Here is a 14,478-nt window from a genome sequence, read left to right as displayed (position 1 = left end):
AAATCATAAGTACGATGATATACTTGATAATACCACAAGCTAAGGAGTCCTATTTGAAGGATATGGATCAAAATTCAATTAAACAAGCATTCCAAATGGCTGAGGAGGCAAGAAATAATTCATATTCGCCATACTCAAAATTTAAAGTGGGAGCCTGTCTTAAAACTAAAAATAACTTATTTTTTCAAGGCACAAATGTTGAAAACGCAAGCTTTGGAGCAACTTGCTGTGCAGAGCGAAGTGCTATACTAAGCATGATATCGTCCGTTGGTATACAAAAAATAGATTTTATATTGCTTACAACAATTCCAGAAACTATTCCATGTGCAATATGTCTTCAGGTAATGTCAGAATTTTTTGAAGAAGACACTAAAATATTAATAACAGATCCTAGCAAGTTTAATACTACTAAAACAATATCAAAAACTTACACACTCAAAGATTTACTTAAAATTCCATTTGATAAAGCAGAACTTTCAAGGGTAATTTAAAGCAAGATAAGAAGCACTTAAACTCTGTGTAAAAACCCGAATGGAACACTAATCTAGGATACCAAGAGAAACAATGGCGCTGCCAAGTTCACTTAATTTATTGGACTCAAAAGTTTGTGCAGAAGAGTCAAAAACTTCCAATATAAGCTTTTTCTCATCAAGACTAAATCCATAATCAAGACTCTCTAATGATAAAAAGTTAATAATTGGAACAAATCTATCAACAAAAACATATATTCCCTCATCAAAATCAAAATTCTCATAATAATAATTGAATACATATTCTAAAGACTTTTTATTAAAAATCTTTAGAACATCATAAAACACACTTTCAATTTTCTTAAGAGTATTCATTAAACTTTCATCTTGAGAAATGTGTTTTTTACATTTTTTAACAAAAACATGCGATTGTAACATAAATTCCTCTTAATTTACAATTTTAACAAAATAGATTGAACTTTAAAAAGAATAATGGTATATTTACCCATACTAAAAATTATGCAATAAAAGTGGGGGAAAATGCAAATATTATGGTTAAAGTAATTAACGACAAAAACATTAACAAATTCACCAATTTAAAGCTTAAAAGCTTAGAAAAAGATGAAATTTATATAGCTTACATAGAAAATAATGCTAAAGCAGTGGCATATCTTAAAGCACAAATAAAAAACGCAGAAATTAAAGTCAATGATTTTTATATTGATTCACATTTTAAATCAGAGGGAATAGAGAGAATAATCATTAATAACCTGATTTATTATGGTAAACAAAATAGACTAAAAAAAATTTCATGCGAAATTTCTGAGGTACAAGAAGTACTTAGAAGCTTAGAATTTGAATATAATAATAGCATATATGAAAAAGACTTAACATCTGAAATAAAAAAAGATAAGTTTATAATGGGAATCGGACTTATCTCAGTATTGGCAGAAGTAGTATCGATAGCATGTAAGCTTACTGTAGGGATCCTTTTCAATTCATTTGCACTCATCGCAGATGCCTTTCATGTTATGTCGGATTTTGTACTATCTGCAATTACATACTTTAGTCTAAAAATTACAAACAAACCTGAGACCATTTATTATCCTTATGGATACAAAAAAATGGAGAACCTGATATCATTTATTATAGGAATAATTATAATAATCGCAGGATTTACAATATTTTTAAACACAACAGGTCTCAATAAGTTAATTAGTCTTGGGGGTGAATCTGGATTTCATATTCATTACCATCCTAACCATTCTCACGATCACTCTCATGATCATGATGATCATGACCATTTCCATGACCACGACCATGACCATTCTCACGATCATTCTCATGACCACCACGAAGAGGATAAAAAAAATATACTTGAAATATTCTCAAATAAATCCTTTAAAAAAAGTATTTGGATACCATTAATACCCTTTATATTCTTTTTAGTAAAGATGTTCGAATACTTAGTAAAATTCCAGATCGGGAAAAGATATAATAACTATTTACTTCTAGCACTATCATCAGCTGATAAAAACTGTATATTTTCCCATGGAGGCACTACATTAAGTTTATTGCTTGCTAATTATGTATGGACTGGTTTTGACAAAATAATATCTATATTTATTAGTTTTATAATCATAAAAGAAGGATTACATGTAATACTAAAAAACGCGAATAATCTTCTCTCTAAGCAAGATATAGACTTAAAAAGAGATGTAAAGAACACATTAAAAAATATTAATATAAATTTCAAAGAACTTAATTGCTCTCATGAAGGAAATCATTTAAATCTTCATGTAAAACTAGACTTAAGTTATGAACATGACTTAGAAAGTTTAATAAAACAGATAGCGACAATAAAGGAAACTATAAAGAAACATCATAGCGAGATATACGAAACTCATATTTTAATGTAACAAAACAAAATCAATTGACACTTCTAATAAAGTTGTGCTAATATGCTTAATTGTAAACCGCAGGGTAGAGCAGTTGGTAGCTCGTCGGGCTCATAACCCGAAGGTCATAGGTTCGAGTCCTATCCCTGCTATAATTATTTGAAGATGTGAGGAATTAATGAATAGAAAAAACATAGCTAAGGGTAAGATGGTGAGGAGATTTGGCGTTAATATTTTTGAACAGCCAAAATATGATAAATTACTTAAGAAGAAACCTCATCCACCTGGCATGCATGGTCGATCTAGGAAGGGAAAGATTACAGAATATGGAAAGCAACTAATCGAAAAACAAAAGGTGAAGTTTACTTATGGCGTAAATGAAAGACAGCTTACTAATATTTTCAAGGAAGCAAGAAGACTTCATGGAGTTACAGGTGATAATCTTTTGGCACTGCTTGAAAGAAGGATTGATAATGTTGTTTACAGGGCTGGATTTGCCATTTCACGAGCTCACGCAAGACAGATAGTTTCACACGGCATTATCATGGTCAATGGAAGAAGAGTTACAATTCCATCTATTACTTTAAGGGCAAATGATTCGATATGGGTCAAAGAAAAAGATAACCTAAGGAAACTTATTAGATCTAACATAGAAAAAACATCAACTCTTAGAAAACTGCCAACTTGGATAGAGGTCAATGCTGATGCTTTAAAGGTTAAAGTAACCCGTCCTCCAGCAAGAGACGAAATACCTACTTTGGCAAATGAACAAATGATTGTTGAGTATTACTCTAAGAGAGCCTAAGCAAATAAGTGCGAGCCTAAGCAAATAAGTGCGGCTTGCAATCCCATTATTTGCCCTTTTTTTTACTCTTAGTAAAACTTTTTCCAAAATTATTCTTTGAAAAAGTCGAAAAATTATTCTTATTGGAACTTTTAGTAGTACCTTGAGAATTAAATGATGATCTACTTCCCGAAGGTTTTCTCACTCCATCCTTCATATATCCCTCCTCCTTATAATCAAATTTTAACACATAAAACTCTAAATAATATTTAAATAATCAAAAACCTCTTCCAAATGAGATACATACTTAACATACATATTATCTCTAATCTCCTCTGGAAGCCTAGCGTAATCTCTTTTATTATCCTTTGGAATAATTACTTTATTTATGCCACTCCTATAAGCTGCAAGCACCTTCTCCTTAATGCCCCCCACAGGAAGAATCGATCCTTTAAGTGTAACCTCTCCAGTCATCGCAAGATCTAAAGGAATCTTTTTGTCAGATATTATAGAAGCTATTGCTGTTGCAATAGTGATTCCGGCAGAAGGTCCATCTTTTGGTGTTGCGCCTTCTGGAAAATGAAGATGAATTTCAGGACTCTCCTTTATATCAAAATTAAGCTTAGAAGAGTAAGTCTTTACAACAGAATAAGCAAGTTGCGCACTTTCCTTCATAACAGCCCCAAGACTACCCGTTAAAATAATATCACCTTTCTTATCAAACTTAATAGCTTCAACAGGAAGTACAGCACCACCATAATTTGTCCAAGCAAGACCATAAACAAACCCAGAAGAATTGATCCTAATTAAATTAAAATTATATTCATGATCCATGTAAACATGAAAATTATTCATATTAATGATTTTGTAAATACCAGGAATATCAGGATCATGAGTAAAGATTGAATTACTACCGTGTATTAAGGAACTTGGAAAATAAAAATTGCCCTCAATTATATCTTCCTTTGAATAAACATGAAGCAACTTTCTTACAACCATTCTAATCAAATTCGTTAGAACCCTTTTTAAATTTCTAACCCCAGACTCCATGGTATAATTCTTGATTATGTGCAAAATAACATCATCTTCTATTCTTATATAAACCTTATTTAAAAAACTTTCTCTAATTATATTTGGTATTAAAAATCTTTTAGCAATTTCTAATTTTTCAATATAAGAATACCCCTCTATCTTAATGATCTCCATCCTATCAAGAAGAGGTTTAGAAATTTCATGAAGCGAATTAGCAGTTGCAATAAATAATACATTAGAGAGATCATAAGGAATTTCTAAATAATGGTCAACAAATTTGGAATTTTGTTCAGCATCTAAAACCTCCAAAAGTGCTGCTTCTGGATTTCCCTTATAAGTACTATTAATCTTGTCTATCTCGTCAAGAAGAATCACAGGATTAGTTTTACCTGTTATTCTCATCGCATTAATAAAAACACCCGGGAGAGCTCCAATATAAGATCTTCTATGCCCTCTAATCTCTGTCTCATCTCTGACCCCACCAAGAGATATCTTTGCAAATTTCCTAGAAAGAGATTTAGCAATAGATAAAGCAACAGAGGTTTTCCCAGTGCCAGGCGGACCCACAAGGCATATAATAGGTGCTTGAATTTTAGAATTAATATGGTAAACAGCTAAAAAGTTCATTATTTTCTCCCTAGCTTCATCCATTCCATAATGAGAATTTTTTAATATAAATTCAATTCCACCTAAAGAATTTTCCATAACAGTACTTTCATTCCAAGGTAGCTCAAGAAGTAACTCAACATAACCTCTAACAATATTAACATCCGGTGAATGTGAATTCATACGAGACATTCTGGATATTTCCTTTTCAATCCTAAGCTTGATATCCTCAGGAATATCCTTAGAATTTAACCTCTCAAGATAATCCGTCTCATCTTTTCCCAATCTCTTTTGAATCTCCTTAATTTGCTCATTCAAAAAATATTCTTTTTGTCCCTTATCAAGCTTAGCTTTAACCTTAGATTTAATATCCTTTTTAAGACTCAAAAGATCAATCTCAATATTTAAATTAATAATTAATTTCTCTATTCTAACCTGAACGTCCAATTCCTGCAGAAGTTCCAACCTTATTCCATATCCCAAGTTCACACTAGATGCTATAACATCAACAAACTTAGTTGGACTATCAAAAAAATTGACACCTTCATTACCATCCTCTAACGTTTTTACAGATAAATAAGATTTATAAATCTCATAAGTTTCTCTTAGCAATTTAGAATAAGTGAAAAGTTCACTACTAAAGCTATTCTCATCAGATACAAAGTTAACTTTCGCCCTAAAGTAATTATTCTTTTTTAAAAGACTTTTTATAATAACTCTATACTGACATTCAACTAAAACTTTTATTAAATCTTTAGCAACCTTTACAATTTGAACAATTTTTGCATAAGTACAAACAGAATGTAAAGTTTTTAAACTAACCTTTTCAGAACTATTATAATTAACATCCTTAACGTAGGCAAACAAAATCAATCTATCCTCTAACATGGACTGATATATAGCGTCAATCGAAACGCTATCTTCAAAAGTAGCCCATAAAGTTACATTTGGAAAAAAAACATTCTGCCCTAAAAAAATAACTGGAAGATCATCCTTTTTAGAATTAATTAGATTGAGAATTGATTTCATAAAGTTCTTTTGCCCAAGGCCTATTAACTTGTTTTCCTATCAAAATTAAAGGCTCAACATCGCTATTTAAAACAGATTCTCTAGTAACAATAACCTTCTTTACTTGCTTAATCGAAGGTATTTCAAACATGACATCTTTAAGTAGTACTTCCAGAATAGAACGCAATCCCCTAGCACCCGTATTTTTAAGCATCGCTTCCTCTGCAATTGCATCAAGTGCATCCTTTTCAAATACAAGCTCAACATTATCCATCTTAAACATATGATAATATTGTTTCACAATAGAATTCTCAGGTTCAATTAATATTTTAATTAAATCTTCCTTTTCTAGCTTTTCAAGATAAGAATGTACAGGAAGTCTACCAATAAATTCTGGAATAAGGCCAAATTTAATTAAATCTTCCATCTCTAATTGTTTTAAAGTATTATCCTCTCTGAAATCCTTCTTATCATTAGATGAAAAACCAATAGAATTTTTACTAAGTCTTTTCTTAACAATCTTCTCAAGCCCCACAAAAGCTCCGCCACATATAAATAGTATATTTTGCGTATTAATCTCAATAGTTTCCTCATAAGGATGTTTCCTCCCACCCTTTGGTGGTACATTCGCAGTAGTGCCTTCAATTATCTTCAGTAAAGCTTGTTGAACACCTTCACCAGATACATCTCTACTAATTGAAACATTCTCACCCTTTTTAGCAATCTTATCTATCTCATCTATATAAATGATACCTCTTTCTGCAAAACCTATATCTCCATGAGCAGCGTGAATCAGTTTAAGTAAAATATTCTCAACATCCTCACCCACATAGCCAGCCTCAGTAAGCGTCGTAGCATCTGCAAGTGCAAATGGAACATTCATCTCAGCTGCCAACTTCTTTGCAAGCAAAGTTTTACCACTCCCAGTAGGTCCCACAAGTAACACGTTAGACTTCTCAAGTTCAACTCCACTATCAAGATTACTACCTTTAAATATCCTTTTATAATGATTATAAACAGCTACAGATAATACCTTCTTTGCATCCTCCTGACCAATAATATATTGATCCAAATAACTTTTCAATTGCCTAGGTGTCGGAAGTCCTCTAGAAGATTTATCGCCTACAGGCTTTTCTGCCTCTTCTTGAAAAAGATTATAACATACTTTAGAGCATTCAAAACAAATAGCAACGGATTTTGCTGAAATCATTCGACCCTCAGCTTCAGTTCTAGTTCGCCCACAAAAAGAACATCCCTCAATTTTTTGATTCTTACTTCTTGCCATATAAAATCTCACCCAAAATAAAATTAATTCCTCTTTAAGATACTATCAATAATCCCATACTCAAGAGCATTCTCTGGTGTCATAAAGTAATCTCGTTCAATATCAACAGATAACTTTTCATTAGAAACCCCTATCTTGTCAGACATAATATCTATTATCAATCTTTTAAGTCTTATAATTTCATTTGCCTGTATACTAATATCACTGGCCTGCCCACCGATTCCACCCCAAGGTTGATGAATCATTATTCTTGAATACGATAATGATTCCCGCTTGCCTATAGTACCACCTGCAAGCAAAAACGCAGCCATTGAAGCTGCCTGACCAATGCAAATTGTTCTTACGTCTGGCTTAATATATTGTATAGTATCATAAATTGCAAGCCCCGAGGTAATACTGCCTCCTGGAGAATTTATATAAATATATATATCCTTCTTGGAATCCTCAGATTCTAAAAAAAGAAGTTGAGCAATGATTGTATTAGCTCTAAGATCATTAATCTCACCACTCAAAAAGATTATTCTATCTCTCAGCAATCTTGAATATATATCAAACACGCGTTCATAATTTCCCGTATGCTCTACAACAGTAGGTACTATATTATGCATATATTCTCTTATCATTATTCACCTATTTTATAACTAATAAACTCTCTAAAAGCAATTTTTTTTAATTTAACTTCTTTCACATCATTTAAAATCTTACTTTTAACTCTTTGCTCCTTAATCTCATCTTTCAAAATGCCCAATAAATTCTTCTCCTCATAAAATCTTCTAACCTCTGAGAGTTCCATCTTCGTATTTTCAGCCTGCCTAGCAAGCTCCTTATCTAAATCAACATCCGTAACTTCCTCTATATCATCATCTACCATTTTTTGTAAAATTAACTTAGACTTTAAATTTTTAAGCACATTATCCCTAAAAATATCATCACCAAAACCTTCTAAACTTTGTAAAGAATTGCCTAATTGCTCAAGACTAATCTTATTTTGCTTTGAAAATTCGTTTAAAACATTTTTAAGCTCAGCCTCAAACATAGCAGGTGGAATTTCTATGCTTAATCTTTCTGAAACATCAGATAATAATTTTGAAAGCTTAAGAGATTTTTGCTTTTCCTTAGTCATTGTCAACATGTTCTTCCTTATGTGTTCTTTAAGTTCTTCAAGTGTATTAAAACTATCATTAATATCTTTTGCAAAATCATCATCAAGATCAGGAATATCTCGCTTCTTTATGTCCTTAATAGTAATCTTTAATCGCTTTAAAGAACCAACAAGTTCACTAAATTTATAATCTACGCCATAAGTCTTCTCTATTATTTTTTCCTCATGCCTCTTCATTCCAATAATATCTTCATCAAACCCATAATAATTATTGGACTCTCCAACAGTAAAAACAAAATCTTGTCTCTTAGTTGTTAAAATCTCTCCTAAAGAATCATCAAGCTCAACAAAATCTACCTTAACAATACTATCTCTCTTAACATCTCCCTTATCCTCAACAACAATCGAGTTTTCAATCTGTAATAACCTAAGCTCATCTTCAACATCAGAATCAGAGACAACAACTTCCGGAATTTCTACCAAAATATGAGAAATGTCTGGTATCTCAAATTCAGGATAAGTCTCATAAATAACAGTAAACTCAAAATCCTTCTCAAAATCTATTTCCAATTTCTCATCTATTACTTTAGGAACAGCATACCCCAATGGCTTATAAGTTGCACTTTTAAAAAATTCTTCTAAAGATTTATGAATAATTTTTTCCATAGTCAAAGCTTTTAAATTACTAGAGTATTTACTTTCGATAATACTAAAAGGAATTTTTCCTACTCGAAACCCCTGAACCTTAAGACGGGTAGAATAATCTCTTAAAAACTCATTGTATTTGTTCTTAACAAACTCTCTTGAAATTCTAATAACAGCTTCAACCTTAGAGTCTGAAAGCAACTTTACACTATTACTTAATATCACACTATTCCTCTAATCAAAAAATGAATCAATGATAACAGTTAAGCGAAAGACGGGATTTGAACCCGCGACTTCCACCTTGGCAAGGTGACACTCTACCCCTGAGTTACTTTCGCATTTCTTGCAGAAGGTGGGAGTCGAACCCACACGCCAAAGGCACTAGATCCTAAGTCTAGCGTGTCTGCCAGTTTCACCACTCCTGCATATTTAGGTAGTATACAAAACTTAAAAAGCTTTTTCAAGTATAAAAACTAAATCAGCATTTCGCACCCAGCAGGACTCGAACCTGCAACCTTCGGATTCGAAGTCCACTGCTCTATCCAATTGAGCTATGAGTGCAGCGCAAAAAATAAATCAAAAGGTGATTGACGGGGCTTGAACCCGCGACAGCCGGAACCACAATCCGGTGCTCTACCAACTGAGCTACAACCACCAGCTATATTCCACTTTATACAAGTCTATTTTATATACATTTAAACGACAAGTCAATAAAAACATATACTCAAAGTTAAGTAATATAGAAGTACAAAATCTATAAACCCTCTAAGCTTTTCTTTAAAAAGTCATAAACCCTAATAGTTGAAGCAATATCGACCCTCTCTCTTGGTGTATGAACACTCTCAATCCAAGGTCCGATTGTAACTGAATCTATTCCTCCTAACTTTGAAGATATTATCCCAGTCTCAAGACCAGCATGAATCACTATAGTTTTAGCATCTTTATGGTACATATCCTTATATACATCCCTAAGATGCTGCAAAAGCCTACTATCATGAGCCGGTTTCCAAGCGGGATAATCATACACTATTTCAAGATCAACACCTGCTAGATTACCAATCGCACTTATGTGACTAAAAATATATTCTTTCTCAATATCTAGTAAAGACCTTATAGTAAATACAAACTGATATTTATCGTCAACTTTTGAAAGACTGGCAAAATTTAGAGATGTTCTGACAAGTTTTTCATCATAATTTTCAACCTTTTGCACTCCATGTAGAAATGCCATACCCACATTTAAAAGTTTGTCTTGATCCATATCATCTAAAACATTGTCAGAAGAATCTACCTTCCTTAAAATAATCTCAAAATCACAATCAAGAGTATACATTTCTTTTGAATGAATCTTAAATAATTCTAACTCTCTTTCCAGTAAGGGATAATTCTCAGGTTCAATATATATTAAAGTCTTTGCCTCTCTAGGGATTGCATTACTCTTATCCCCACCATAGATATATTCAATCTCAAATTCCATCTTTGACCTGAGTCTACTTAAAGCAAAAAATATTAATTTTAAAGAATTAGCTAAGTCCATATGAATATCTGCACCTGAATGCCCACCTTTAAGGGCTGTGAACAAAATCTCAATACCCAATCTCTTCCTACCCTGTCTATATTTCGGTTCAAAGTTAACATTAACAAGTCGAGAACCAGCACATCCAACTAAAAAATATCCCTCTTCTTCCCCATCAAGATTAATTAACAGTCTTCCATTACATAAACTCGGATCAAGCCCAATAGCACCTATCAACCCTATCTCCTCATCAACAGTAAATAGAAGCTCTAAACTAGGATGTTTAAAACTCTCAGACTCACTCATAATCCCAAGCATCATAGCAACTCCAATCCCATCATCAGCACCAAGAGTAGTGCCTGCTGCACTAAAATACCCATTATTCTCAATTATCTTGATTGGATCACGCTGAAAATCATGAATCACAGATTCATTTTTCTCACAAACCATATCTGTGTGAGCTTGCAAAATAATAGGCCCTGTATTGCCACCACCATTAGATTTAATCTCAACTACAATATTACCAGTACTATCTTCCCTAAAAGAATGTCCAAATTTTTTAGCTTCTTCTTTAATAAAATTACTAATACCTTTTAAATTCTTTGAACATCTAGGAATTTGGGATATTCTCCTAAAATAATCAATTACAATATTTTCCATATTTTCCCCTAATATAGTTAAAAAGAAGTTTAAGCTTAAACTTCCCTTTAACTATATTATATATTACTTCAAAAAATTAGTCTCTTAAAAATAGTAGCCACAGCATTGTATTGTGATTCATTAAGCTCGCTTGCTAAATTAATTTCAAGCAAAATTAAAAAATCTTAGCACCGTCTGGGTATTCCACAATAATCTTAAAATTTTCAGGAAAAGCAAAAATCTTTCTGGATTTAGATTGATTAAAATCCGTAGACAAAACTGGAATACCATATTGAGCCAACGTATTAACCGCAAAATTTGAATTCTCAATGCCCACCTTTATTGCACCTTTTGCCATGAAGTTTGCACCTCCAAAAAGTTTAGCTTTAAGATTATTTTTTGATGCCCCATTATCTAACATAGCATCAATTAGCATAGGAATAGCATAAACTCCATACCTACCCCTCTGTGAAGAATCTACTACTAAATCAGACTTCACTAAAACATAATGATTTACGCCTATAATATTATGAACATTATCATGCAGTACAACAGCAACACAAGACCCAAGTATTGTAGAAACAACTCTCTTGTTTGACACAAAAGCTTCACCTGGAACTATTATTGTAACATCTCGCTTTAATTTAAAATTAAAATGATCCAACATAAACCTTATTACTCACTTAAAAAAAAATTTATAAACATTATTAAAAAATCCTAATCTTTCAACACATTGACCAAACAAATCTAGTTCACCCAACTTACTATCATCCAAAAAAATTGTAGCTTTTCCAACTACTACATTGTCACTAAGTGGAGCTATTAATTCTTTTATATTGGATTCTACTCTTACCCTACCAACTTCATCTTTTGAAAAAACATATTTAAAAGACTCTTTAGAAGAGATATCGACCATATCTACTACTCCATTATAGATCTTTTCTCTGGATTTTACCATGAAAGAAAATTTAGAATAGTTATTAAATCCGTACTCAAATAGTCTCTGTGCAACTAAAGCACGCTTTTTTTCCCCAATATTGCTAACCTCCTTCTTCACTCCCAAAACAACCGCTATTAACCTTCTATCACCTCTCTTAGCTGTAGCAACCAAATTTAAACCAGATGCTCCAATATAGCCTGTCTTTAATCCATCAGCATAAGGATAGTTTAATATTAAAACATTTTTATTCTCTTGTCTCAAATTTAACACTTTTGAATAAGATGTATTTCCTAAATTTTCAAGTTTTGGATAAATAAAACTTTTAAGAGAATGTATATTCATCATAAATCCAAATTTATCTATGTAGGCTTTCGCAAACAATGCCATTTCTAATGCCGTGGTTTTATTATCACTGCTATACCCTGATGTATCAACAAAATGCATATTTACAAGTCCTAAGTTTAACACATTAATATTCATTAAATTAATAAAATTACTTAAACTCCCTCTCACTATGAATTCAGCAATGGCAATAGCAGCATCATTGCCTGAAGCAATAGCAAGTCCCTTAAGCAATTCCTCAAAAGTCACTCTTTGCCCTTCTTCTAAGAACATTAATGAAGAATTTAAAGGGGCATTATAATATGATGCAAAACTACTAATCGGAACATTACTCTTAAAATCTATATTTTTTTTCCTTGCTTCAATTAACGCAGTATAAATAGTAACAAGTTTAGTAAGAGATGCTGGTGGAAAAATTGAATTTGGATTTTTAGCATAAAGAACACGATTAGTATCATAATCAAGAAGAACAGCTGATTCTGCATATTCTGTTACTCTTTCAAGCTCAAATAAATTAATTGAAAAAAGATCACCGGATAACATTAAAATCTTTAGAATAGTAGAGATAGTTTTCATGCATTAATATTATATATTATTGGATAAAAATTTATTATAAAATAAATGGTAAATTTAGAAAGGAGCAAATCTTATTATGACTTCTTATGATTTCATGAAAGCCTTAGTGCCAATCATACTAATAATTATTGGACTTGGGATAATAAAAAAACCAGCCTACTACGTAATACCAATATGCTTAGTAGTAACTATTGCAATAGTCCTGTTTGATAAAAAATTAGGAGTAGCTAACACAAGTCTTGCAATACTTGAGGGAACAATAATGGGCATATGGCCAATAGTTATAGTTATTATAGCCGCTATTTTCACATATAAAATGTCTGAAAGCCAAAATGACATGAAAATTATAAAAGCTATGCTATCAAGCGTATCTTCTGATAAGCGAGTAATAGTTTTACTTGTAACATGGGGATTTGGAAACTTCTTAGAAGGAGTTGCCGGATATGGAACTGCTGTAGCCATTCCAGTCTCAATACTAGTAGCAATGGGGTTTGAACCATTTTTTGCCTGTTTACTATGTTTAATTATGAATACATCTTCAACTGCCTATGGATCTGTAGGAATCCCTATAATATCTCTAGCCCAAGCAACAGAACTTGATGTTAAAATAGTATCGTCTGATATCGCTCTACAACTGATATTGCCTACGCTTATTATACCATTTATTCTAGTGATGCTTGTAGGCGGCGGAATTAAAGGCGTTAGAGGTATATTTACCCTTACACTCCTCTCAGGAGCATCAATAGCGATCTCGCAAATTTATGTGTCAAAAGCCTTAGGCCCTGAACTTCCTGCAATATTGGGAAGTATTCTTTCAATGGCAATAACAATAATTTATGTAAAGTTTTTTGAAAAAAGAAGTACAACTCATAACAATTTAAAAGTATCAGCAATGCAAGGATTCCTTGCATGTTTGCCCTATATCTTAATAGTCTCATTCATAATACTTGTTTCACCACTTTTTTATGGCATAAACAAATATCTATCAAGCTTTAAAACTATTCTTTCTATTTATCCAGGAGCATCGTCCTTGCACTTTAAATGGATAACCTCACCGGGGCTCTTAATTATTCTTGCAACAGTAGTATCTTATTCAATAAGAGGCGTCTTTATAGTTGAGCAATTTAAAGTATTTATTCTCACTATAAAAAAAATGGCAGTATCTTCATTCGTAATTATTTGCATAGTATCAATATCAAGATTAATGACACATAGCGGAATGATAAAAGACCTTGCAAATGGTATCTCAACACTGACAAGCACATTCTACCCATTATTTAGTCCATTAATTGGTGCTCTTGGCACTTTCTTAACAGGAAGCGACACTGTTTCAAACATCTTATTTGGCCCCTTACAAACACAAATTGCAGAAAATATTAATGCTAATCCTTACTGGCTTGCAGCCGCAAACACAACAGGGGCAACAGGGGGAAAGATGATTTCACCTCAAAATATCACAATAGCAACAACAACTGCAGGACTTGTTGGACAAGAAGGAAAATTGCTCTCAAAAACTATAATATACGCTCTTTGCTATATTTTTATATCAGGAATATTAGTATACTTTCTATAAAATTAGAAAAAATTAAAAATTTAAACCAATAAGACTAACAAAAGCTTGTGGAAGTCTTATTG

13 protein-coding genes and 5 tRNA genes are annotated in these 14,478 nt (G+C 32.2%); 5 read left to right on the top strand and 13 right to left on the bottom strand.

Annotated elements, in window-relative coordinates; genetic code table 11:
• The first annotated feature begins 62 nt into the window (after positions 1-62).
• Positions 63-491: a cytidine deaminase gene (gene cdd, locus CR532_RS03235; protein WP_375537739.1), complete on the top strand. Its 429-nt coding sequence runs from the start codon at positions 63-65 to the stop codon at positions 489-491.
• Positions 492-539: 48 nt separating this feature from the next.
• Here cdd and CR532_RS03230 read toward each other — a convergent pair whose 3' ends face one another.
• Positions 540-908: a hypothetical protein gene (locus tag CR532_RS03230; RefSeq protein WP_108729373.1), complete on the bottom strand. Its 369-nt coding sequence runs from the start codon at positions 906-908 to the stop codon at positions 540-542.
• Between the two features lie 113 nt (positions 909-1,021).
• Between CR532_RS03230 and CR532_RS03225 the strand changes: the two genes are divergently transcribed.
• The 3 genes from CR532_RS03225 to rpsD all read left to right on the top strand — a co-directional run bounded on the left by CR532_RS03225 (position 1,022) and on the right by rpsD (position 3,173).
• Positions 1,022-2,389: a cation efflux transmembrane domain-containing protein gene (locus CR532_RS03225; protein ID WP_108729632.1), complete on the top strand. Its 1,368-nt coding sequence runs from the start codon at positions 1,022-1,024 to the stop codon at positions 2,387-2,389.
• 58 nt (positions 2,390-2,447) lie between these two features.
• A tRNA-Met gene (locus CR532_RS03220) sits at positions 2,448-2,520 on the top strand.
• 26 nt (positions 2,521-2,546) lie between these two features.
• Positions 2,547-3,173, top strand: a complete 627-nt coding sequence (gene rpsD / locus CR532_RS03215) for a 30S ribosomal protein S4 (RefSeq protein ID WP_108729372.1) — start codon at positions 2,547-2,549, stop codon at positions 3,171-3,173.
• 46 nt (positions 3,174-3,219) lie between these two features.
• Here the strand turns inward: rpsD and CR532_RS05410 are convergent, their stop codons facing one another.
• From CR532_RS05410 to CR532_RS03160, 12 genes are all read right to left on the bottom strand, one after another.
• Entirely contained in the window at positions 3,220-3,369 is a 150-nt protein-coding gene (locus CR532_RS05410; protein ID WP_199911305.1) for a hypothetical protein, read from the bottom strand.
• Positions 3,370-3,410: 41 nt separating this feature from the next.
• Complete coding sequence (gene lon, locus CR532_RS03210; protein WP_108729371.1) at positions 3,411-5,819, bottom strand: endopeptidase La; 2,409 nt, start codon at positions 5,817-5,819, stop codon at positions 3,411-3,413.
• Positions 5,794-7,083 carry an ATP-dependent protease ATP-binding subunit ClpX gene (clpX, locus tag CR532_RS03205; RefSeq protein WP_108729370.1) on the bottom strand — a complete coding sequence of 430 codons (1,290 nt, stop codon included), beginning with the start codon at positions 7,081-7,083 and terminating at the stop codon, positions 5,794-5,796. Before clpX ends, lon begins: the two co-directional genes overlap by 26 nt.
• A 23-nt stretch (positions 7,084-7,106) precedes the next feature.
• Complete coding sequence (gene clpP, locus CR532_RS03200; RefSeq protein WP_108729631.1) at positions 7,107-7,691, bottom strand: ATP-dependent Clp endopeptidase proteolytic subunit ClpP; 585 nt, start codon at positions 7,689-7,691, stop codon at positions 7,107-7,109.
• A 14-nt stretch (positions 7,692-7,705) separates the two neighbouring features.
• The gene (tig, locus tag CR532_RS03195; RefSeq protein WP_108729369.1) at positions 7,706-9,055 is read right to left on the bottom strand and encodes a trigger factor; all 1,350 of its coding nucleotides are present in this window, start codon (positions 9,053-9,055) and stop codon (positions 7,706-7,708) included.
• A 41-nt stretch (positions 9,056-9,096) separates the two neighbouring features.
• Positions 9,097-9,168: transfer RNA gene (locus tag CR532_RS03190), tRNA-Gly, on the bottom strand.
• 6 nt (positions 9,169-9,174) lie between these two features.
• Positions 9,175-9,255, bottom strand: a tRNA-Leu gene (locus CR532_RS03185).
• Positions 9,256-9,317: 62 nt separating this feature from the next.
• Positions 9,318-9,391: transfer RNA gene (locus tag CR532_RS03180), tRNA-Arg, on the bottom strand.
• A gap of 20 nt (positions 9,392-9,411) precedes the next feature.
• Positions 9,412-9,486 (bottom strand) — tRNA-His (locus tag CR532_RS03175).
• Between the two features lie 98 nt (positions 9,487-9,584).
• Positions 9,585-11,006 (bottom strand): beta-Ala-His dipeptidase, encoded by a 1,422-nt coding sequence (pepD, locus tag CR532_RS03170; protein WP_108729368.1) that lies wholly within the window; start codon positions 11,004-11,006, stop codon positions 9,585-9,587.
• Positions 11,007-11,160: 154 nt separating this feature from the next.
• On the bottom strand, positions 11,161-11,652 hold the full coding sequence (locus tag CR532_RS03165; RefSeq protein ID WP_108729367.1) for a chemotaxis protein CheD: 492 nt from the start codon (positions 11,650-11,652) through the stop codon (positions 11,161-11,163).
• Positions 11,653-11,664: 12 nt separating this feature from the next.
• The gene (locus CR532_RS03160) at positions 11,665-12,843 is read right to left on the bottom strand and encodes a D-alanyl-D-alanine carboxypeptidase family protein (protein WP_108729366.1); all 1,179 of its coding nucleotides are present in this window, start codon (positions 12,841-12,843) and stop codon (positions 11,665-11,667) included.
• A gap of 76 nt (positions 12,844-12,919) precedes the next feature.
• Between CR532_RS03160 and CR532_RS03155 the strand changes: the two genes are divergently transcribed.
• Positions 12,920-14,416: a lactate permease LctP family transporter gene (locus CR532_RS03155; protein WP_108729365.1), complete on the top strand. Its 1,497-nt coding sequence runs from the start codon at positions 12,920-12,922 to the stop codon at positions 14,414-14,416.
• Positions 14,417-14,478 lie beyond the last annotated feature (62 nt).

The organism is Candidatus Borreliella tachyglossi, from assembly GCF_003076595.1.
GTDB classification, from domain to species: Bacteria; Spirochaetota; Spirochaetia; order Borreliales; family Borreliaceae; genus Borrelia; species Borrelia tachyglossi.
The sequence above is the reverse complement of the archived record's forward strand: the minus strand, read 5'-3'. Positions and strand labels throughout refer to the sequence as shown.

Excerpts from the sequence above, each read along its gene's own strand:
- cdd (WP_375537739.1), top strand. The coding sequence starts at position 63 with ATGGATCAAAATTCAATTAAACAAGCATTCCAAATGGCTGAGGAGGCA.
- CR532_RS03230 (WP_108729373.1), bottom strand. The coding sequence starts at position 908 with ATGTTACAATCGCATGTTTTTGTTAAAAAATGTAAAAAACACATTTCT.
- CR532_RS03225 (WP_108729632.1), top strand. The coding sequence starts at position 1,022 with ATGGTTAAAGTAATTAACGACAAAAACATTAACAAATTCACCAATTTA.
- rpsD (WP_108729372.1), top strand. The coding sequence starts at position 2,547 with ATGAATAGAAAAAACATAGCTAAGGGTAAGATGGTGAGGAGATTTGGC.
- CR532_RS05410 (WP_199911305.1), bottom strand. The coding sequence starts at position 3,369 with ATGAAGGATGGAGTGAGAAAACCTTCGGGAAGTAGATCATCATTTAAT.
- lon (WP_108729371.1), bottom strand. The coding sequence starts at position 5,819 with ATGAAATCAATTCTCAATCTAATTAATTCTAAAAAGGATGATCTTCCA.
- clpX (WP_108729370.1), bottom strand. The coding sequence starts at position 7,083 with ATGGCAAGAAGTAAGAATCAAAAAATTGAGGGATGTTCTTTTTGTGGG.
- clpP (WP_108729631.1), bottom strand. The coding sequence starts at position 7,691 with ATGCATAATATAGTACCTACTGTTGTAGAGCATACGGGAAATTATGAA.
- pepD (WP_108729368.1), bottom strand. The coding sequence starts at position 11,006 with ATGGAAAATATTGTAATTGATTATTTTAGGAGAATATCCCAAATTCCT.
- CR532_RS03165 (WP_108729367.1), bottom strand. The coding sequence starts at position 11,652 with ATGTTGGATCATTTTAATTTTAAATTAAAGCGAGATGTTACAATAATA.
- CR532_RS03160 (WP_108729366.1), bottom strand. The coding sequence starts at position 12,843 with ATGAAAACTATCTCTACTATTCTAAAGATTTTAATGTTATCCGGTGAT.
- CR532_RS03155 (WP_108729365.1), top strand. The coding sequence starts at position 12,920 with ATGACTTCTTATGATTTCATGAAAGCCTTAGTGCCAATCATACTAATA.